Source organism: Oceanivirga miroungae (genome assembly GCF_902505095.1).
In the GTDB taxonomy this organism is placed as follows: domain Bacteria; phylum Fusobacteriota; class Fusobacteriia; order Fusobacteriales; family Leptotrichiaceae; genus Oceanivirga; species Oceanivirga miroungae.
In genome coordinates this window covers 1-20,287 of sequence record NZ_CABWIB010000001.1, presented here as the reverse complement: position 1 = coordinate 20,287, position 20,287 = coordinate 1, and the positions used below count along the sequence as shown (strand labels likewise).

The 20,287-nt window shown below is 26.0% G+C and carries 23 protein-coding genes; 21 read left to right on the top strand and 2 right to left on the bottom strand.

Annotated features, from left to right (window positions below):
• Window positions 1-41 precede the first annotated feature (41 nt).
• Window positions 42-1,829 (bottom strand): NAD nucleotidase, encoded by a 1,788-nt coding sequence (gene nadN, locus OMES3154_RS00120; RefSeq protein WP_156682831.1) that lies wholly within the window; start codon window positions 1,827-1,829, stop codon window positions 42-44.
• Between the two features lie 15 nt (window positions 1,830-1,844).
• Window positions 1,845-2,498: a hypothetical protein gene (locus tag OMES3154_RS00115; RefSeq protein WP_156682830.1), complete on the bottom strand. Its 654-nt coding sequence runs from the start codon at window positions 2,496-2,498 to the stop codon at window positions 1,845-1,847.
• A 104-nt stretch (window positions 2,499-2,602) separates the two neighbouring features.
• Between OMES3154_RS00115 and OMES3154_RS00110 the strand changes: the two genes are divergently transcribed.
• The 21 genes from OMES3154_RS00110 to OMES3154_RS00010 all read left to right on the top strand — a co-directional run bounded on the left by OMES3154_RS00110 (window position 2,603) and on the right by OMES3154_RS00010 (window position 20,113).
• The gene (locus OMES3154_RS00110) at window positions 2,603-3,244 is read left to right on the top strand and encodes an N-glycosylase/DNA lyase (RefSeq protein WP_156682829.1); all 642 of its coding nucleotides are present in this window, start codon (window positions 2,603-2,605) and stop codon (window positions 3,242-3,244) included.
• A gap of 11 nt (window positions 3,245-3,255) precedes the next feature.
• Window positions 3,256-3,489: an acyl carrier protein gene (locus OMES3154_RS00105; RefSeq protein ID WP_156682828.1), complete on the top strand. Its 234-nt coding sequence runs from the start codon at window positions 3,256-3,258 to the stop codon at window positions 3,487-3,489.
• Window positions 3,479-4,195, top strand: coding sequence for a ribonuclease III (gene rnc, locus OMES3154_RS00100; protein ID WP_156682827.1), 717 nt, complete (start codon window positions 3,479-3,481; stop codon window positions 4,193-4,195). Before OMES3154_RS00105 ends, rnc begins: the two co-directional genes overlap by 11 nt.
• A complete protein-coding gene (coaD, locus tag OMES3154_RS00095) occupies window positions 4,185-4,703 on the top strand; it encodes a pantetheine-phosphate adenylyltransferase (RefSeq protein ID WP_156682826.1) in 519 nt (172 codons plus the stop codon). Before rnc ends, coaD begins: the two co-directional genes overlap by 11 nt.
• Window positions 4,687-6,039, top strand: coding sequence for a DNA repair protein RadA (radA, locus tag OMES3154_RS00090; RefSeq protein ID WP_156682825.1), 1,353 nt, complete (start codon window positions 4,687-4,689; stop codon window positions 6,037-6,039). The genes coaD and radA overlap by 17 nt, the downstream gene beginning before the upstream one ends.
• Complete coding sequence (disA, locus tag OMES3154_RS00085; protein WP_156682824.1) at window positions 6,039-7,109, top strand: DNA integrity scanning diadenylate cyclase DisA; 1,071 nt, start codon at window positions 6,039-6,041, stop codon at window positions 7,107-7,109. Before radA ends, disA begins: the two co-directional genes overlap by 1 nt.
• Window positions 7,109-8,185, top strand: a complete 1,077-nt coding sequence (locus OMES3154_RS00080) for a nucleotidyltransferase family protein (protein ID WP_156682823.1) — start codon at window positions 7,109-7,111, stop codon at window positions 8,183-8,185. The genes disA and OMES3154_RS00080 overlap by 1 nt, the downstream gene beginning before the upstream one ends.
• Window positions 8,182-9,084 carry an alpha/beta hydrolase gene (locus tag OMES3154_RS00075; RefSeq protein WP_156682822.1) on the top strand — a complete coding sequence of 301 codons (903 nt, stop codon included), beginning with the start codon at window positions 8,182-8,184 and terminating at the stop codon, window positions 9,082-9,084. The genes OMES3154_RS00080 and OMES3154_RS00075 overlap by 4 nt, the downstream gene beginning before the upstream one ends.
• Window positions 9,077-10,441: an MFS transporter gene (locus tag OMES3154_RS00070; RefSeq protein WP_156682821.1), complete on the top strand. Its 1,365-nt coding sequence runs from the start codon at window positions 9,077-9,079 to the stop codon at window positions 10,439-10,441. The genes OMES3154_RS00075 and OMES3154_RS00070 overlap by 8 nt, the downstream gene beginning before the upstream one ends.
• 89 nt (window positions 10,442-10,530) lie before the next feature.
• Window positions 10,531-11,340, top strand: a complete 810-nt coding sequence (locus tag OMES3154_RS00065) for a transketolase (RefSeq protein ID WP_156682820.1) — start codon at window positions 10,531-10,533, stop codon at window positions 11,338-11,340.
• Window positions 11,341-11,350: 10 nt separating this feature from the next.
• Window positions 11,351-12,280, top strand: a complete 930-nt coding sequence (locus tag OMES3154_RS00060) for a transketolase family protein (RefSeq protein WP_156683928.1) — start codon at window positions 11,351-11,353, stop codon at window positions 12,278-12,280.
• Between the two features lie 9 nt (window positions 12,281-12,289).
• Entirely contained in the window at window positions 12,290-13,165 is an 876-nt protein-coding gene (locus OMES3154_RS00055; protein WP_156682819.1) for a cell division protein FtsX, read from the top strand.
• Window positions 13,152-14,372, top strand: a complete 1,221-nt coding sequence (locus OMES3154_RS00050) for a murein hydrolase activator EnvC family protein (RefSeq protein WP_156682818.1) — start codon at window positions 13,152-13,154, stop codon at window positions 14,370-14,372. Before OMES3154_RS00055 ends, OMES3154_RS00050 begins: the two co-directional genes overlap by 14 nt.
• Before the next feature lie 11 nt (window positions 14,373-14,383).
• On the top strand, window positions 14,384-14,629 hold the full coding sequence (locus OMES3154_RS00045; protein ID WP_156682817.1) for a DUF202 domain-containing protein: 246 nt from the start codon (window positions 14,384-14,386) through the stop codon (window positions 14,627-14,629).
• Between the two features lie 12 nt (window positions 14,630-14,641).
• Window positions 14,642-15,013 carry a hypothetical protein gene (locus OMES3154_RS00040; protein ID WP_156682816.1) on the top strand — a complete coding sequence of 124 codons (372 nt, stop codon included), beginning with the start codon at window positions 14,642-14,644 and terminating at the stop codon, window positions 15,011-15,013.
• Window positions 15,014-15,053: 40 nt separating this feature from the next.
• Window positions 15,054-16,454 carry a DNA recombination protein RmuC gene (locus OMES3154_RS00035; protein WP_156682815.1) on the top strand — a complete coding sequence of 467 codons (1,401 nt, stop codon included), beginning with the start codon at window positions 15,054-15,056 and terminating at the stop codon, window positions 16,452-16,454.
• Entirely contained in the window at window positions 16,441-17,358 is a 918-nt protein-coding gene (locus OMES3154_RS00030) for a DMT family transporter (RefSeq protein WP_156683927.1), read from the top strand. The genes OMES3154_RS00035 and OMES3154_RS00030 overlap by 14 nt, the downstream gene beginning before the upstream one ends.
• A gap of 205 nt (window positions 17,359-17,563) precedes the next feature.
• A complete protein-coding gene (locus OMES3154_RS00025; RefSeq protein ID WP_156682814.1) occupies window positions 17,564-17,902 on the top strand; it encodes a hypothetical protein in 339 nt (112 codons plus the stop codon).
• A gap of 9 nt (window positions 17,903-17,911) precedes the next feature.
• Window positions 17,912-18,946: a peptide-methionine (R)-S-oxide reductase MsrB gene (gene msrB, locus OMES3154_RS00020; RefSeq protein ID WP_156682813.1), complete on the top strand. Its 1,035-nt coding sequence runs from the start codon at window positions 17,912-17,914 to the stop codon at window positions 18,944-18,946.
• 20 nt (window positions 18,947-18,966) lie between these two features.
• Window positions 18,967-19,623 carry a cytochrome c biogenesis CcdA family protein gene (locus OMES3154_RS00015; protein WP_156682812.1) on the top strand — a complete coding sequence of 219 codons (657 nt, stop codon included), beginning with the start codon at window positions 18,967-18,969 and terminating at the stop codon, window positions 19,621-19,623.
• A gap of 4 nt (window positions 19,624-19,627) precedes the next feature.
• Window positions 19,628-20,113: a redoxin family protein gene (locus OMES3154_RS00010; RefSeq protein ID WP_156682811.1), complete on the top strand. Its 486-nt coding sequence runs from the start codon at window positions 19,628-19,630 to the stop codon at window positions 20,111-20,113.
• The last annotated feature ends 174 nt before the right edge of the window (window positions 20,114-20,287 follow it).

Below are 20,287 nucleotides of genomic sequence, written 5' to 3'. Positions count from 1 at the left end.
TCTAGGCATTTTTTCTTTTGTGTAAAAGTCTTGATAATATTCTATTTTTTCTTAACTTCGTTATTTATATCAAAGTGGAATATTACATTTGAATCAGTATATGTTTTGAAATCTTTATTAAGTTGTATGAATTTAATTAAGCTTTCAGCATCTGGTAAGTAAGTATCTTCTCCACCACGTTCTTTTTGTATTCTTCCAAATGTAGTATAACCGTCTTTTCCTCCTGCTACATAAGCATTTGTACCCACTTTATACATTTTGTTGTCAACTATTTCATTCCATACACCAGTTTTAGCATCTTGTACTTCAACTTTAACTAATCTTTTACCATTTTTATCTTTATATTGATTAGCTTCATATCTAATACCAGCTCCATATGGGAATGCTCCAGTAGATCCACCAACTAAAGCAAATTCTAACGCGTCTTCTAGAACTTGTTTAACTTCTTCTCCACTCATGTCAAACATAAATAAAGTATTTCCAAATGGTAATAGTGTGTATGCATCATTAAATGTCATTTCACCTGGCGTTATATCTTGTCTAACTCCACCAGAATTTTGTATAGTTAAATCTATTTTAGCGTTTTCACCAAAACTTCTCATTTGAGTTAACATAGTTTCAGCAACAAATCTAGTAGCAACAGATCCTTTTTCGTTTGCAGAATTTGGTATTCTGTTAGCAGATCCTCCTGGCATAACACTTCCTTTTATAACTCCAACAACTTGTCCACCTAAAACTTCTTTTTCTTTTTGGTATTTTTCAAGAATTTCTTTAGCTTCTTTATCAGCCTTAGCTACTTTAAATGTTTTTGTGCTATTTAAAATTTTTAATATATTTTCTCTTTCAGCACCTTCTGGTATATATTTTTTACCATTTTCATCTTTTCTTCTAAATGAAGAATCTAAGTGATAAGGAATAACAGGCTTAGCTTCTACTTTTTCAACTATACCATCTTTATTAAATTTAACAAATAAATCTCCTACTAATTTAGAGTATTCCCAAGCTTCTACAACATAAACAGGTTCACCTGATAAAGATGTAAATTTAGTTGGATATTCAGATACAACTGGTAAATTAAAGTTTCTCATTTCATCGTTCCCAAATAGATGGTGAGTATCCCCAGTTATTATTACATCTATTCCAGAAACTTTTTGAGCTATCTCAAAATTTTTATAAGCCCCACCATGAGATAATAGAATAATCTTATTAACTCCTTTTTCTTTTAAAATATCGGCATATTTTTGCGAAGTTTCTATTTCATCAGTAAATACAATGTCTTTTCCAGGACTTGATGACTCTTTAGTCTTTTTAACTACATCAAGACCTATTATTCCCACTTTTTCACCGTCTATTTCTTTTATTGCGTAAGGCTTCCAATAATTTTCTAGGATACTACCTTTTTGTGGTAATACGTTTGCTGATAAAACAGGGACATCTAAATAATCTAGGAATTTTTTTAATCCTTCATTTCCTGCATCAAATTCATGATTTCCTAGTGTGAAGTAATCAAAACCAGTTAAATTCATAAGTTTAGCATCTGCAGAACCTCTAAATAAAGTGAAGTATAAAGTACCAGTTATAGCATCTCCAGCGTGAAGAACTAGAGTGTTTTTATGTTCTTTTTTAAGATTTTTAATAATACTAACAACTTCAGGGTAACCTCCGATTTTAACTCTTGTTTTCTTACCCTCAATTTTGAAATCTAGTTCAATAGGTTCTAAATGTGAATGGTGATCGTTAATATGTAGTATATTAAGATCTAGTGGTTTACTTGAAAAGCTTACTGACGCTAAAAAAGGCAGTATAGCTAAAAATAGTGATTTTTTCATAATTCCTCCTGAATATTAATTATTTTTTATTTGACTATATGAATTTTTTATCTCCTCTTTTGAAGGATGTTCGTATTCTTCCCGCGTTGTGTTATATAAATATGCAAAGTTATCTATTATCATATCTTGCTTATTGTCTTCTAATACATTTATTAATTTCGAATAATATATCCTCATATTTGTAGATGATGTTAAAAGCAATATTCTCCTATAATTTAACTTATCATTATTATTTTTCTTTTCATAAATATTTTGAATAAGTTCAGATTCATTAGAATATGTTATTACATTTTTTTCATTTTTTAATAAATTAGTAATTTTATCAAATGCTTCTTGCTTATTATCAATATATATGTAAAAGTTTGGATTAACAGTAGAATTAGCGAGTATTGATAGTCTAATATCATTTTTTGCTAAATCAAATTCCGCATTTTTAACACCGGTAATAACTAAGTAATTACAATATTTTGGTATTAATTGCTTATCTGTTTTTAGAACATCTAAAAAAAGTTCATCAATTTTTTTAATTTTGTAATTTGTTGTTTTATCAAAATTTAAAATAAAAGATTTGTCGTTGTTTATTCTCGCTGTAATTAAGTTATCTAATTTTTGTGTATTTGTGCAAGATAAACAAGTAGTTAAAACACTTAAGATAATTAACTTTTTCATTATATTCACCTTCTTTAAAGATATATTAAATTATACCTCGAAAAAAACATAAAGAGAATAGAAATTTTACTTTTAAATGTGGTATAATAATAATGGTGATTTGTGTGAAAATAAATGAGAAATTAAATAACGAAATTTTAGAATTAAACAAAAAATTAAAAGACGAATTAGATTTAAAGATAAAATCATATAAAGAAGCATATCATTTTGATGATGAGAAGTTTTTTAAAGAACTAGCTTTTTGTATATTAACTCCACAATCAAAAGCTTTAAATGCGTGGGATATAATAGAAAAAATAAGTGAAAATAGACTTTTGTATACTGGTGATGAGTTAGAGTTAGTAGACTATTTAAATACAATTAGATTTAAAAATACAAAAGCTAAAAGATTAGTTTTATTAAGAGAGTTAGTTGGATTAGAACCTAAAAAAGTAATATTTTTTACAGATGATATTTTTGAAATAAGAAGATGGTTAGTAGAAAATGTTAATGGAATGGGACTAAAAGAGGCCAGTCATTTTCTTCGTAATGTTGGATTTGGAGAAAATATAGCAATATTAGATAGACATATCTTAAGAGTTTTAAAAGAACTTAATGTAATTAGTGAAATACCAAAAACATTAAGTTATAAGATATATTTAGAAATAGAAGAAAAAATGAGAAAGTACTCTAATTTTGTATCTATACCAATGGATAGATTAGATTTAATTTTATGGTATAGACAAGTTGGGTATATGTTTAAATAATGGAGGAAAAAATGTTAGAAGAAATAAAAGAAATAATATTAGAACAATTAGATGTAAATGAAGAAGAATTAAATGAAAATTCAAGAATAGTTGATGATTTAGGAGCAGATTCATTAGATGTTGTTGAAATATTAAATGCTATTGAAAATAAGTATGATATAGAAATATTAAAAGAAGACGTAGTAAAACTACATACGATAAAAGAAATAAAGGAATATGTGGAAAGAAGAAAAAATGATAAGTAAAGATGAACTTATAAAAATACAGAAATTAGAGGAAAAAATTAAATATACATTTAAAGATAAAAATCTAATACTAACAGCGCTTATGCATAGATCATTTGTAAATGAAAATCCAGACCTTAATAAAAAAGACAATGAAAAATTAGAATTTTTAGGAGATTCTGTACTTAATTTAGTTACAACTTCATATATAGTAGATAAGTTTTCTAAATTAAAAGAAGGGGAACTATCTAAAATAAAAAGTCAAATAATAAGCGAAACGGTATTTTCATCAATATCAAATGATATAGGATTAGGTAATTACCTTTATCTAAGTAAAGGAGAACATTTATCTGGTGGAAAATATAGACAATCAATACTAGGTGATGCTTTTGAAGCGTTAATGGGAGCAATTTATTTAGATTCAGATTATTATACAGTAAAAGATATTGCTTTATCATTTTTAATAAAGAAGATTAATCACTTAGATGAAATAGAAGGCGTAGGAGATTACAAAACAAAATTACAAGAATATATACAAGCAATGTATAAAGTTACTCCAGTATATAATTTATTAGAAACAAAAGGGCCTGACCATGATAAGATATTTAAGGTAAATGTTGTAGTAAATGACAAGGTTTTAGCAATAGGAATTGCAAAATCTAAAAAAAGAGCAGAAAAAAAAGCAGCTAAAGAAGCTTTAGAGAAATTAGGTTATTATGATAAATAAAGCAATATACCCAGGAAGTTTTGACCCTATAACACTAGGTCATATAGATATAATAAAAAGAGCAAAAAATTTAACAAAAGAACTCGTAATTGGTGTCTTATACAACGCTAATAAATCAAATTATTGGTTTAGTGTAGAAGAAAGAATTGAATTAATAAAAGAAAGTTTAATAGAAGCAGGAATAAGTTTAGAAAACATAAAAATTATATCTTTTAATGGTCTTTTGGTAGATTTAATCGAAAAAGAAAACATAGATTTACTAATAAGAGGATTAAGAGCTGTTAGTGATTATGAATATGAAGTACAACTGAATTTAACTAATGAATTATTAGCGAAGAAAAAGTTTGAAACAATATTTTTAAATGCTTCAAGAAAATACCTTTATTTAAGTTCTAGCGTAGTTAAAGAAGTTTGCATAAATAATGGAGAGCTTAAATTTTTTGTCACAGATAATGTTAGAAAAAAAATGGAGGATAGAGTAAGAAAAATTAATGGCAAAGCTAAATAATAGATATATTTGTAGTGAATGTGGGTTCACACAAACAAAATGGCTAGGAAGATGTCCTAACTGTAGTTCTTGGGGAACTATGGATGAAGAAGTTAAAATGGACAGTATTATACTAACAAAAGATGAAAATTTAACCAAAGCAAGTTTATTAAAAGATATAGAGATAGAAAAAGAATTTAGATTACAAACATCATATAAAGAATTTGATAGAGTATTAGGTGGAGGACTTGCAAAAGCATCAGTTGTTTTAATAACAGGATCTCCTGGTATAGGAAAATCAACATTTTTACTTAGTTTATTAAATGAATACAGTCAAAAAGATACTTGCTTATATATATCTGGAGAAGAATCAAAAAGACAAATCAAAGAAAGAGCAACAAGAATAAAAGTAAATTCTGAAAATCTATTTATACTAAACGAAACAAGACTAGAGCAGATACTTGCAAATATAGAAGAAAAAAAACCAGAAGTTGTAGTTATTGACTCTATTCAAACAATTTTTTCAAGTAATATTGCTAGTTTACCAGCTAGTGTATCTCAAATAAGGGAATGTAGTTTAAAGCTAATAGAACTTGCGAAGCAAAAAGATATTTGCTTTTTTATAGTCGGTCACGTAACAAAAGATGGTAAATTAGCAGGACCTAAGTTACTAGAACATATGGTAGACTGTGTAATCTCTTTTGAAGGTGATGAGAATAACTATTTCAGAATAGTAAGAAGTACTAAAAATAGATATGGATCAACAAATGAAATTTCAATATTTAGCATGAAAGAAGACGGCATAGAAGAAGTTAAAAATCCATCAGAATTTTTCATATCAACAAGATCTGAAAAAAATGTTGGGAGTATAATAGTGCCTAGTATAGAAGGAAGTCGTGTGATACTTTTTGAAATACAAACGCTTGTTTCTAAAACTTCTTATGGGTATCCTAAAAGAATAATAGAAGGTTATGATAAAAATAGAATTGAAATACTATTAGCTATTTTATCTAAATTTATGAAAATGGACTTAAACTTAAGTGACATATATGTAAATATACCTGGTGGAGTTGAGATAAAAGAAAGATCGAGTGATCTTGCGTTAATATTTTCTCTAATATCTTCAATAAAAAAAATACCAATAAGTGCAAAAATAGCAGTAATTGGAGAAATAGGTCTTCGTGGAGAACTAAGAGCAACACCTTTTATTAAAAAAAGGGTAAATGAATTAGTAAAACTAGGATTTACAGGAGTATATTTACCTTATGCAAATAAAGAAGAATTGGAAAATGAAAAATTAAATATTAAACTAAACTATATAAATAATATAGAGGAATTAGTAGAAAGGATAAATTAATGGTGGAAAAGGACCAAAATAAGATATTAGATGAAATATTTGCCGTATTAGCACCAGGTAAACCTTTAAGAAATGCTGTTGATAGAATAAGAGAAGCAAGTCTAGGTGCTTTAATAATTTTAACTGAACCAGAAGAAATAACTTATCTTATGGAAGGTGGATTTAAATTAGATACAGAATTTTCTCCACAAAAACTATATGAATTAGCTAAAATGGATGGTGGAATAATAGTAAATAGAGAAGTCACTAAAATTTATGGTGCAAATTTACACTTACAACCTAACCATAATATTCAAACAGATGAAAGTGGAACAAGACATAGAACAGCTCATAGAATAGCAAAACAAACGGCTAATATGGTAATTACAATTTCAGAAAGAAGAAATAAGGTAACAGTATATAAAGGGGATTTTAAATATACCCTAGATTCTATAGCAGATTTACTTATAAAATCATCTCAATCAGTAATGAGTTTAGAAAAATATGCGAGCCTTACAACAAGTTATTTAACAAATTTAAACTATTTAGAATATGAAAAATTAGTTACATTAGAAGATATAATAGCAGGAATTAGAATATTTACTCTTTTATTTAAAACAGATGATAATGTTGAATACTATATTCGTGAACTTGGAACTGAAGCAACAACGCTTCAAGTTCAAAGAGCGGAAGTTATGTTAGGTCAAAGAAATAATTTCTTGAATTTAATAAGAGATTATTATAACGATGCAAATGAAAAGAAAACAAATCCTGAAAAAATAGTTGAAAAAATATCAAATATAGATATTACCGATGAAAATAATATAATAAAACTATTAGGATATGATCCTAAGCAAGATAACCTAGAAGATGTTTTAATTGCAAAGGGATATAGATTATTAAATGGAATAAATAAATTAAATAAAAGAGATGTTGAAAATATAATACAAAGATTTACAAACATAAATAGTATTTTAAGTGCAAGTTATGATGATTTAATACAAATAAAAGGGATTAATAAAATTAAAGGCAGTGTAATAATGCGTACAAAAGAAAGATATAAAAATATTATAGAATTAGAGAAAATATAATGAATGTAATAGGAGTAGTTGCAGAATTTAATCCTTTTCATAATGGACATAAGTACCAAGTAGAAATGATAAAAAAACTATATAATCCGGATATTTTAATAGCTCTAATATCAAATAATTTTGTTCAAAGAGCAGAACTATCTATTTTAAATGAAGAAGATAAAGTAAATATAGCTCTTAGTATGGGCTATGATATAGTAATAGAAATACCACCACAAATTTCAATACAAAATGCAGAAGTGTATTGTGAAAATTCAGTTAGAATTTTAGATAAAATAGGTTGTAATATACAAGTCTTTGGTGCAGAAACAGAGGATATTAATATATTAGATGATTTAATAGATAAGTTAAAAGATGAAGATATAAAAAAATATACAAGTCTTGGTCATTCATACAATAAAGCCTGTTTTATGGTGCTAGAAAAATATGGTTTATCTAAATACTATACATCAAATAATATTCTAGCATTAGAATATATAAGAGCAAAGAAAAAATACAACTTAGATCTATCACAAAAAATAATAAAAAGAGTAGCTAGTGGGTATAATGATGAAACTATTTCAAATAATATATCCTCTGCAACTAATATTAGAAATTTAATAAAAAATGGCAAAAATTACGAAAACTTAGTTCCATATAAAAGCAGTAAGCTAACATATATTCTGGAAAAAGAGGATATGATATTTGACTTATTTAAATATATCTTTTTAAGAGGGGATATAGATAGTATTTATGACTTGTCAGATGAACTTAAAAACTATATATCAAATAGAATAAGAAAAGCAAAAAACTATGAAGAGTTTCTAGAAATATCAAAAAATAGAAATATATCTATAAATAGAATAAAAAGAATAATGTTAAATGTAATATTAAATATAAAAGATGTGAGCGTAAAAGAAATAGAATACATAAAAGTTTTAGGAATAAATAAAAAAGGGGCAAAATATATTAAAAATTTGGATTTTTGTTATGTTAACTATAAACATATAAAAGAAGATGTGAAATACGAGGAGTTTTTAAATTACCTTAAAGTAAAAAAAACTTTAAGAAACAGTATATATAGGGAGGACTTATGATATTAATAAAAAGAATAGTAAATTATACTAGAGTAAGTTTAAAAAAATCTCTTCGTGATGTAATGAAAAGTAAAAATAGAATGATAGCAGGAATTTATTCACCAGCAGTATTTTCACTAGATTATGAAGAAGTAGAATACAAAAGTATAGATGGTAAGAAACTTTATGCATGGTTAATAAAAAATGAGAATGCAAAGAAAACGATAGTTTTATGTCATGGTAGATTTAATAATAGAATATTTTTACTTAAATTTTTAAGAATTTTTGTTGAAACAAAATTAAATGAAAAATATAATATTTTATTGCCTGATTTAAGAAATTCCGGTATGTCAGAAGTTTCAAAAACAGCTCTTGGTTATTTTTTCTCATATGATATCTATTCTAGTTTAAAATATTTAAAGGATGAATATGGATATAATAATTTTACACTGTATGGTTTTTCACAAGGAGCTATGGGGGCTAGTTTAGTCCCAACCCTATTTGAAAATGAATTAGAGGAAGAAAAAATAATAATAGAAAAAATGATATTAGATAGCCCTGTATCAAATGTTAGAAAATTAATAATAAAAAATTCGTATATAGGGAAAATTAGGTTACCGTATTTTTTAATAATTGCAGCTATTAACCAATTTAATAGATTTATTGATAACAAGTTAGAAATTTTAAGATTATCTAAAACTTTAGGGAGGGTAGATACTTTAATTATTCAATCTGAAAAAGATGAAGTAACACCGTATGAAATGTTAATTTACGAATATAATAAATTAGATGAGTATAGTAAAAGTAAAACTAAATTTAAAGCTTTTAGAAAAGGACAACATGTAAGGATATATCTTCAATATAAGGAAGAATATACTAAAGAAATAAAAGATTTTTTAGAAGGAGAAGAAAATGAATAAGTTAAGTAAAAAAACTTACTATATTTATGGTATGGGAGTTTCATATTTCATCTTAGATAGAATTTTTGTTCAGTGGTTAAATTATTTCTATTTACCACCTGAAAATTCAGGGCTTAATGCTCTTTTAACAGTAAGATTATTAACCTTAGGTTTTGTTTTAATAAGATTAGTAGATGCAATAGCAGATCCAGTTGTAGGCTATCTATCAGATCATAGTAAGAGTAGATATGGAAAAAGGTCATTTTTTATGATGATAGGTGGAATTCCACTATGTTTATCAATGGTACTATTTTTCTACCCAATAACTACTAGTCAAACAGCGACCTTTATATACTTTGTAATTGTAGGATCAATATTTTTTGTATCATATACTTTAGTTGGGGGACCATATAATGCACTAGTAGCTGATTTAACTCATACAAAAGAAGAGAGGATAAATATATCAACTGTACAGTCAGTATTTAGATTAATTTTTTCTGCACTTCCTATGATATTATCAGGACTTTTAATAGCAAAATTTAGTCCAGTAGGGTCTAAGTATTCAGTAGAAGGTTTTAGAAAAATGGTTATAATATTTTCTATAATAGCAGCTATTGGTATATATTTCTGTGTATTTTTCTTAAATGAAACAAAGATAACAAGAAATGAAACAAAAATAAAAGGTGCTAGTTTTAGAAAGACAATTAAATATATTATGAATAGAGAAGTTATACTATACTTTATTGGACTTTTCTTATTCTTTACAGGATTTAATATAATACAAATGGTATTATCGTATTTCGTAACTTTACTTATGCCAGAAGCATATAATGGGGGAGCTATGGTGTCAAGATTATCAACACTACTGTTTATAGCTTCAGCTGTATTTTTCCCAGTAACAAGCATAGCTACTAAAAAATTAGGATTTAAAAAAGTAATGATAATAGATTTAGTATCTATAATTATAGGAATTTTAATAATGATATTCTTTGGTCTTAAATTGCATAGTTTAACTAACTTTACTAGTGAGTATAACTATATAATATATATGGTTTATTTAGCTATAGCAATAATAGGGGCAGGTATTAGTGGAGCTGGATTTATATTCCCACCAGCAATGCTATCAGAAATTGCTACAAAAGTATCAAATGAAAGCAAGGTAGCTGTTGAGGGATTATTATTTGGAATACAAGGATTTTTCTTAAAGTTAGCATTCATGACTAAAGCTATTATATCAATAAATACAATAGTATATAAATCTAACTTAGGAGAGAATGGGACACAATCTGCAACTCCTAGTGGGGTAATATTAACTTTATTATGTGCTATAATTCTATTTGTTTTATCAGTTGTATTTTATAGCTTAAAAAAAGAATAGGAAAGTCTTAAATATAGACAAATAAATAAGTCTATTGTATAATTAAATTAATTAATAAATAACAAAGTAAAAATATATGGAGGACACAAATGGAAAAAAAAGAATTAGAATTAATTTCTAAAGAAATTAGAAAAGATATTATTGAAATGATATATCATGCAAAATCAGGACATCCAGGTGGATCATTATCTATAGCAGACATATTAACAGTTCTATATTTTGATGAAATGAATATAGATCCTAAAAATCCTAGAATGGAAAATAGAGATAGATTGGTATTAAGTAAAGGACACGCAGTTCCAGCTTTATATGCAGCTTTAATGGAAAAAGGAATTGTTGATAAAAACTTAATAACAACTCTTAGAAAATTTAAAAGCCCATTACAAGGTCACCCAGATATGAAAAAATTACCTGGTATAGATATGTCAACAGGATCACTTGGACAAGGTATAAGTGCTGCTGTTGGAATGGCAATATCAGCTAAAATATCAAATGACTCTTATAGAGTATACTCTATAATGGGAGATGGAGAATTACAAGAAGGTCAATGTTATGAAGCATTTATGGCCGCAAATCATTATAAATTAGATAATTTAACTGTGTTTATAGATAAAAATGGATTACAAATAGATGGTGAAGTAGAAAAAGTAATGAGTTTAGGAATGCTTAAAGATAAATTTACAGCCTTTGGATTTAATGTATTAGAAATTAACGGGCATGATGTTGATGAAATAAAAGCTTCATTAGCTAATGCAAAAGAAACAAAAGGTAAACCAACAGCAGTTATATGTAATACAGTAAAAGGTAAAGGTGTATCATTCATGGAAAATAATCCAGGATGGCATGGTAAAGCACCAAATAAAGAAGAATATGAAAAAGCAATGGAAGAGTTAATGTAGGAGGAAAATGATGGAAAAAAAGGCAACAAGACTAGCATTCGGAGAAAGTTTAGTAGAATTAGGTAAGATAAATGAAAATGTAGTTGTATTAGATGCTGATTTAACAAAATCTACAATGACAACATTCTTTCAAAAAGAATTTCCAAATAGACATTTAAACATGGGAATAGCAGAAGCAAATATGATGGCAACAGCAGCAGGTATAGCTTCAACAGGGAAAATTCCTTTTGTATCAACATTTGCAATATTTGCAGCAGGACGTGCTTTTGAACAAATAAGAAATAGTATTGCTTATCCAAAATTAAATGTTAAAATATGTCCAACACATGCTGGAATATCAGTAGGAGAAGATGGAGGATCACATCAATCAATAGAAGATATAGCACTAATGAGAACTATACCAGGAATGGTTGTATTAAGTCCAGCAGATGCTACTGAAACTAGACAAATGATACTAGAAGCTGCAAAATATGAAGGACCTATGTATATTAGACTAGGAAGATTAAATGTACCTATTTTATTTGATGAATCTTATGAATTTAAAATAGGAAAAGCAGTAGAATTAAAAGAAGGTAATGATGTAGCTATAATTGCAACAGGATTAATGGTAGCAGAAGCTATAAAAGCCTCTGAAATATTAAAAGAAAAAGGAATATCAGCAAGAGTTATAAATATGTCTACTATAAAACCATTAGATAATGATGCAGTTTTAAAAGCAGCTAATGAATGTAAATTCATAGTTACAAGTGAAGAACACTCAGTAATTGGTGGTCTTGGAAGTGCTGTATCTGACTTTTTATCATCAGTTAGACCAACATTAGTTATAAAACATGGAATAAATGATGTGTTTGGACAAAGTGCAGATGGTGATACTATGTTAGATGAATATCATTTAAGAGCAAATGATATTGCAAAACTAGTTCTTGATAACTATAAATAGGAGAAAAAGATGCAAAATAAATTTAGATATACAAACTTAATAAGTAATTTTAGCACCTTAATATCAGCTTTAATTACATTAACAATTGTCTTTACTTTAACATTTGCATCTGTTTTTGGTATATTAAGTTTAAAAGAATATAATACACAGGCAGAAAACAGAAATCAAATAATCATTTATTTAAATGATTTAGATGCAAATGAAAAAAAAGATTTTAGTAAGAAACTATTAGAGTTACCTGGTATTTCATCAATTCGTTATGAATCAAAAGAATTAGCTATAAAAGCTTTAATATTAGAATTAGGAATTAATTTATCAGAAAATGAGAACCCTTTAAATGATGCGTTTTATGTGTATTTAAAAAAAGATGTTAATTTAGATCATTTAAAAGAAAGTTTAGTTAATATGACTGAAATTAGTGCTTTTGATTTTAGAACAAATGCTATACAAAATGGTCTTAAGTTTAATGAAGATATGAGTAGCTTTGTGAGAAATGCTACTATAGTAATGGCTTTATTTACGATACTTATGATATATAATATAATTAAATTTTCTATTAAATCTAAAAACGATGAGATAATAAAAGCAATAAATTCGAATACAAAGGTAAGTACATTAAAAAGATTTTTCTTTATAGAGGAATTTATACAAATTACAATATCTTTTATTCTTGCAATAGTCCTATATGGAAACATAAAATTAAGAGTAATTGATAATATAAATTTAATTATACCTACATATAATTTACAGGTTTCACAATTTAAAGAAGTTATGGTTATCATATTGATATATGTAATAAGTATAGTTTTAGCAGCCTTTATAAACTATATATCTATGCATAGATATTTCAAAAAAACAATAGGAGATTCTAATGTTAGCGAATAAGAAAATTATAAGCATATTATTAGCTTTTTCTTTAGCGTTTAATGCATATGCAAGTTCAAAAATAGATGAAAATAAAAATAGAATAACAGAAATAAATAAAGAATTGAATTCTAATAAAAAGAAGATAATTACAAATTCAAATAAGATTTCTAGTGCAAAAAAAGATGAAAAAAAAGTAGAAACAGAAATAAGAGTTTTAAATGATAAGATTTATTCTTTACAAAAAGAGTATAACTCTCTAGAAAGAAAATACATAGCCTTAGAAAAAAGTATAGGTAGAAATGAAGCAGAAATAAGAAGCAGTATTAAAAAAATAGAAAATAGTAATGATATTATAGAAGAAAGAGAAGAACAATACGCAAATAGAGTAAAACTTCTAGATCAACTAAGAAGATCAAGACTAATAAAAAAGACTAACTTATTTGAGACTGTTTTTGAAACAAAGAAAAAATATGATGCAAAAAAATTATTAGAATTACAGGAAGTTAATATAAATAGTATTAAATACTATAAAAAAACAGTGGAAGAAAGCAAACATAATGTTGAAAAAATTAAAGAAAGAAATTTAAATGAAGCTGTAAATATTAAAAGAGCAAGACTAGAATTAGCAAAGAAAAAAACAGAGCTAAATAATTTTAAAAAACAAAAAGATAAAAAGGTAAGTGAATTAAAAAATTTACAAAGAACTTTAGGACAACAAAATAAAAAGATTCAAGATAAAACGAGTCAGTTAATAAGAGAAAAGAATAAATTAGAAGCACAAATTTCAAGAATTATAGCTGAAGAAAATAGAAAAAAACTTGATAAAAATCAAAAACCTATTGTTGTAATTAAAGGAACAGGAATTTTGGCTATGCCAATAAAAGGGCCTGTTGTAGTTACGTTTAATCAAGAAAAAGTTGAAGGATTAAAAAGTAATGGTATAGAAATTAGAGGAAGACTAGGGCAAGATGTAAAAGCAGCGGACACTGGTACTGTAATACACTCAGGGAATTTAGGTTCCCTAGGTGGTATTGTAATAATTAATCATAGTGGTATAATAACAGTGTATGGAAACTTAGCTACTCGTCGTGTAAAAAAAGGTCAAAATGTAAAAAAAGGTGAAGTTATAGGTACATTAGGAAGAGATTCATCAACAAAAGAAACAAATCTTTATTTTGAAACAAGGAGTGGTGTTAATTTAGTTGACCCACTAAAATACTTATAAGGGGGGTACAAATGTATCAAAAATTAGTTGTTCTTGCAATAAATATCATAGTTGATATTTATATAGCAAAACTTATTTATTTCAGTGAAACAACAAGATTAAATTTAATACTAGGTACAATATTAATTTTAGGAAGTATTCTATATATATTAGCAAGTATATACATGTACTTTGTTGTAAAAAAAGAAATGAAAAAAGATAATGATATTATAAACGAAGTATTAGAAGAAATGAAAAATAAGGATTCTAAGAAATAAAAGGGATAGGATATGAAAAAGTTATTAGTTGCTATATCTATATTATTTAGTTTAATAATTTTTAGCGAGACACTTTATGATGGAAATTATAGAGCTACTCTTAATGAAAATAATAAAATTTATGTTATGGATATAATTGTAAAAAATAATAATATATTTTCTACAAGTTTCGATATAAAGAGTAAAAATGGAAGAAGCTTAATATTTGGAAATATTGAAATAATGGAGGAAAAAACATCAATTGAAAGAAGATTAAAAAATACAGTAAATATTGAATATATATACATAAACAATGATACAGATACAGAAAATATAAAAAAAATTTACTATTTTTTAATAGATAAAATTGAAAAAGGCGAACAAGGTCGATATATATTAAAGTGATAGAACATATCACTTTTTTAATAAAAAAAAGGAGGAAAAAATGAACAGTTTAGTATATATACTTTTATCTATTTTAATTATATTAGTTTTGTTTTTAATTTATACAGTAAGAGATTTAAAGAATAATAAAAAAGATGAAAATTTTAAGTTTGAATTAAATAATATAGTGAAAGATGAAAATTTTAAAACAAGTTCTAGTATTATCTCTGAATTAAATACATTTAAAGAGGGAATAAAAGGTAGTTTAAATAGCGATATAGATAAGTTAGTTTTAAAATTAGATGAAAAACTTATACAATCTAATAAGATTTACAATGAAGGTAACGAAAATTTAGTTAATTTTAAAGAAAGTATAACAAAAACAGCAAATGAAAATATATCTAATATTATAAAAAATTTAGACGATAACTTTAAGTTAAATGGTAAAAATATACAGGAATTTAAAGATGGTATAAAAAGTAGTATAAATAAAGATGTTGAAAATCTAGTTTTAAAAGTTGAAGAAAAGCTAAGAGAAAGTAACATGTTAGATAAAAAGACCGTTGAAACTTTATCTGAATTTAAAGAAAATGTATTAAATGGAATAAATAAAAAAGTTCTTGATCTAAGTGAGATTGTAAATCAAAGATTAAATGATGGTTTTGAAAAAACTGAAAGAACATATAAGGAATTGTTAAATAAATTAGTAGTTGTAGATGAAGCACAAAAAAATATAATGGTTTTATCAGAAAAAATAGAATCATTTAAAGAAATTTTTAAAGATAAAAAGGCTCGTGGATCATTTGGGGAGATGATATTAGAGCAAGTTTTAAATAGAGTTTATGGAGATTCTTCGGTATATGAAAGACAATATAAATTTGGAAATGGTAAAATCGTTGATGCTGTAGTTCATATAAATGATAAGGAAAATATATTATGTATAGATTCTAAATTTCCGCTTGAAAATTATTTGAAATTTGTTGAAGATCCAAATGAAATAAATAGAAAAAGCTTTATACAAGATATAAAAAAGCATATAGATGATATATCAAATAAATATATAATAAAAGGGGTTACTTTAAATGTTGCTCTAATGTTTATACCTAGTGAGTCTATCTATATGGAAATATATAGCGAGTTTTATGAGGATATATTAAACTATGCTTACGATAAAAAGGTATGGATAGTATCGCCTAAAAGTTTAATGATATATATTACAACCTTAAATTTAACAACTTTAAATTATAGAAAGAATAAAAATTCTGAAATAATATTAAAAAATTTAAATGATTTTTCAGTTGAATTTGAAAGATTCAGTAAAAGATGGGAAAAATTAAAAACAGATTTTAAAAATTTAGAAAAAGATTTTAAGGAGTTAGATACAACAAGTGAAAAAATAACAAAAAAATTCTATGGAATAGCAAATATGATAGACAAGGAGCAAGATGATGAAGCAAAATAAAAATGGATGGATATTAATTTCAATAGCAGCATTTATTTGGGGATTAGATGGTGTATTGCTAACTCCGCAATATTTTTCTAACGGATTTTATGATGTTAAGTTTATCGTTTTTATATCGCATCTATTGCCACTTATAATACTATCAATACTATTTTTTGGACAGTATAAGATAATAAAGACTTTTAAAAAGGAAGACTATATATATTACTTTTTAATTTCTTTATTTGGAGGGACAATAGGAACTCTAGCTATTGTTAAGGCTTTAATGTTAAGTAAATTTAGTTTAAGTTTAATAACAGTTATACAAAAAATGCAACCTATATTTGCAGTAATACTTGCATATATAATACTGCATGAAAAGCCTAAAAAGAAATTTTATGCGGTTCTTATTATATCTCTAGTTTCATTATACTTTATAATCTTTGGTCTTAACAGTCCTAAATTATTGGAAGAAAATAACTTAAGAGCAGCAATGTACTCTTTAATAGCAGCTTTTTCATTTGGAAGCTCGACAGTATTTGGAAAAAAGATAGTATCGAATCATTCGTTTTTAACAACAATATTTTATAGATACTTCTTCACAAGTATAATAACTTTAGTGATACTAATATTTACAAAAGATAGTATTAAATCCCTTAATTTATATATATCAAATAGCAATCTATATAAATTAACTATAATAATAGCACTATTTAGTTTAACATCACTTTCGCTATACTATATAGGTATGAAAACAACAACAGCAACAAGAGCTACTATATCAGAGCTTATGTATCCCTTAGGTTCGGTTGTAATTGAAGCTATTGTGTACAAAAGATTATTACTACCAATACAAATATTTTTCTCAATAGTGTTAGTAATTAGTATAATTTATCTTAATATAGATACTAGTAAAGAATCTTAATATGATTTAAGTGTATATTTTAAAAGGAAAATGTCCTAAGCAACAAATTTAGAGCAAAAATATAAAGAATGCATGTACCACTAAATAAGGTGGTATTTTTTTTTAAACATAATTAAAATATATTTTTTCATAATAATAATAAATTTTAAAATATTTTAAAAAAAGTTAGAATGTATACATAAGAAAAAGGAAAGAGGTAAAATTTATGTTAAAAAAATTAGTATTATCAAGTTTATTTGCAATAGTAGCAGTGTCATGTGCAAGTGGGTCAAAAATGGGAATGATGGAAAAAAATAATATGCCAAAAGAACACATGATGATGGAACAAGGAAAAGAAATGATGGAAAAAGAAAAGGACATGATGATGGAAAAAGCTCACATGATGATGGAACAGGGAAAAGAAATGATGGAAAAAGCTCATGATATGATGATGAGTAAAAAAATCGATAAAGAGGCTCATGATATGATGATGGAAAAAGCTCACATGATGATGGAACAAGGAAAAGAAATGATGGAAAAAGAAAAGGACATGATGAAAAAATAGGGGTTATTTATGAAAAAAATAATATTAACACTTTTTATGTCACTTTTAAGTGTTGCTTGTTATGGTGAAGACAGGGTAAAAGTAGTTGATAATAATAGTAGTACCGAGCTTAAAGAAATATATTTAGCTGGAGGATGTTTTTGGGGAGTTGAGGCATATTTTGAGAGAGTAGATGGTGTAAAAGATGTAATTTCAGGATATGCTAATGGTAAAACTGAAAAGACAAGATATGGTGTATTATCATTAACAGATCATGCTGAGACAGTAAAGATAAGCTATAATCCAAAAGAAATAAGTTTAGCTAGATTACTAGATTACTATTACAGAATAATAAATCCATTAAGCATTAACAAACAAGGTCATGACGTAGGAAGACAGTATAGAACAGGAATATATTATACTGATTCTAATGATATTAGTATAATTGAAAATTCATTAAATGAATTACAAAAAAAATATGAAGGTGAAAAAATTCAAATAGAATTTGAAAAACTAAGAAATTTTGTAGTAGCTGAAGAATACCATCAAGATTATTTAAAGAAAAATCCAAACGGATATTGTCATATTGATATTTCGTTAGCAGATGAGGTTATTGTAAATAAAGACGATTATCCTAAGTATAGCGAAGAAAAATTAAAAACATTATCGAAAAAACAGTATTCAGTAACACAAAATAAGGATACAGAATTAGCTTTTGGAAATGAATATTGGGACTTTTTTGAAGATGGAATATATGTAGATATTACAAGCGGAGAACCTTTATTTTCTTCAAAAGATAAATTTAGATCTTTTTGTGGTTGGCCTAGCTTTACAAAACCTATCGTAGCAGATGTTGTAGAGTATAAAGAAGATTTAAGTTTTAATATGAAAAGAATAGAAGTAATAAGTAGATCAGCAAAAGCACATTTAGGACATGTATTTGATGATGGACCAGTTGATAGAGGTGGGCTAAGATACTGTATAAATAGTGCAGCGCTTGAATTTATACCATATGATAAAATGGATCAAAGAGGATATTCATATCTTAAAAAACTTGTAAAATAAAAAAGAGAAGGAGAGTATATATGTTAATTTCAGCATATTTAGGTGGAATGTTTATGTTTTTTTCACCATGTATATTTCCAATACTCCCAGTTTATTTAGCAATACTAGAAAAAGATGGTAAGAAAGTATTAAATACTTTCTTATTTATTCTAGGATTATCATTAACATTTATAGCTTTAGGATTTAGCTTAGGGACATTGGGATCCTTAATATATTCACCAAAGCTTAGATTTATATCAGGGATAATAATAATTCTACTAGGATTGCAACAATATGGAGTATTTGAAATAAAGAGTTTAAACAAATCAAAAGTAATAAATATAAAAAGAAAATTTGAAAGTCCAGCATTAGAATCGTTTGTTTTAGGATTAAGTTTTTCTTTAGGGTGGACACCGTGTATAGGACCAATACTAGCTGCAATAATATTAACAGCAACAGATAGTGCGTTAGCTACTTATGGAGCCTTCTTATTAGCTATCTTTGTATTAGGTTTTGTAACACCATTTTTAGCGTTTACTATTTTTTATGATAAAGTAAAACATAGATTAAACTTTATAAAAAGAAATTTAGAAACAATAAAGAAATTAAGTGCTATACTAGTTATTCTAATGGGGGTAGCTTTAATATTTGATAAATTAGCACTAATCGTAGCATTTTTTAATAGCATAAGTGGGTGATAAAATGAAAAAAATAATATTAATAATAATGAGTTTTTTTGCTATAATATCATTAGCGGGAACAAAGATAGATTCTTCTATACTACAAAATGTAAAAACTAATGAAATAGTAAGTATAGATAAATTAAAAGGTAAAAAAACATATATTAAAATGTGGGCTTCTTGGTGTCCTATTTGTTTAAATACATTAAAAGACGTAAATGAGTTATCAGGAGAGAAAAATTTAGATTTTAATGTATTAACTATTGTATCTCCATCATATTTAGGAGAATTAAATAAGGAAAGGTTTAAGACTTGGTGGGAAGGTCTAGAAAATGAATATTCTAATATGACTGTTTTATTAGATAATCATGCATATATAGCAAGAAAAGTAAGAGTTAGAGCTTACCCAACAAATGTATTTATCAATAGCGATGGAGAAATAGAAAAAGTAGTACCAGGAGCTCTTAGTGAAAGCTTTATTAAACAAGTAATGGCAACAATTAAATAAGAGGGGAAAATGGATATATTAGTAATCGATGATGAAGATTTGATAAGAAAAAGTGTTATTAAAACATTAGAATTAAGTGACTTAGAAATAGATAATATTTATGAGGCAAGTGATGGTGAAAAGGGAGCTTTATTTATCTCAAAAACACATGTAGACATAGTTTTAATGGATATA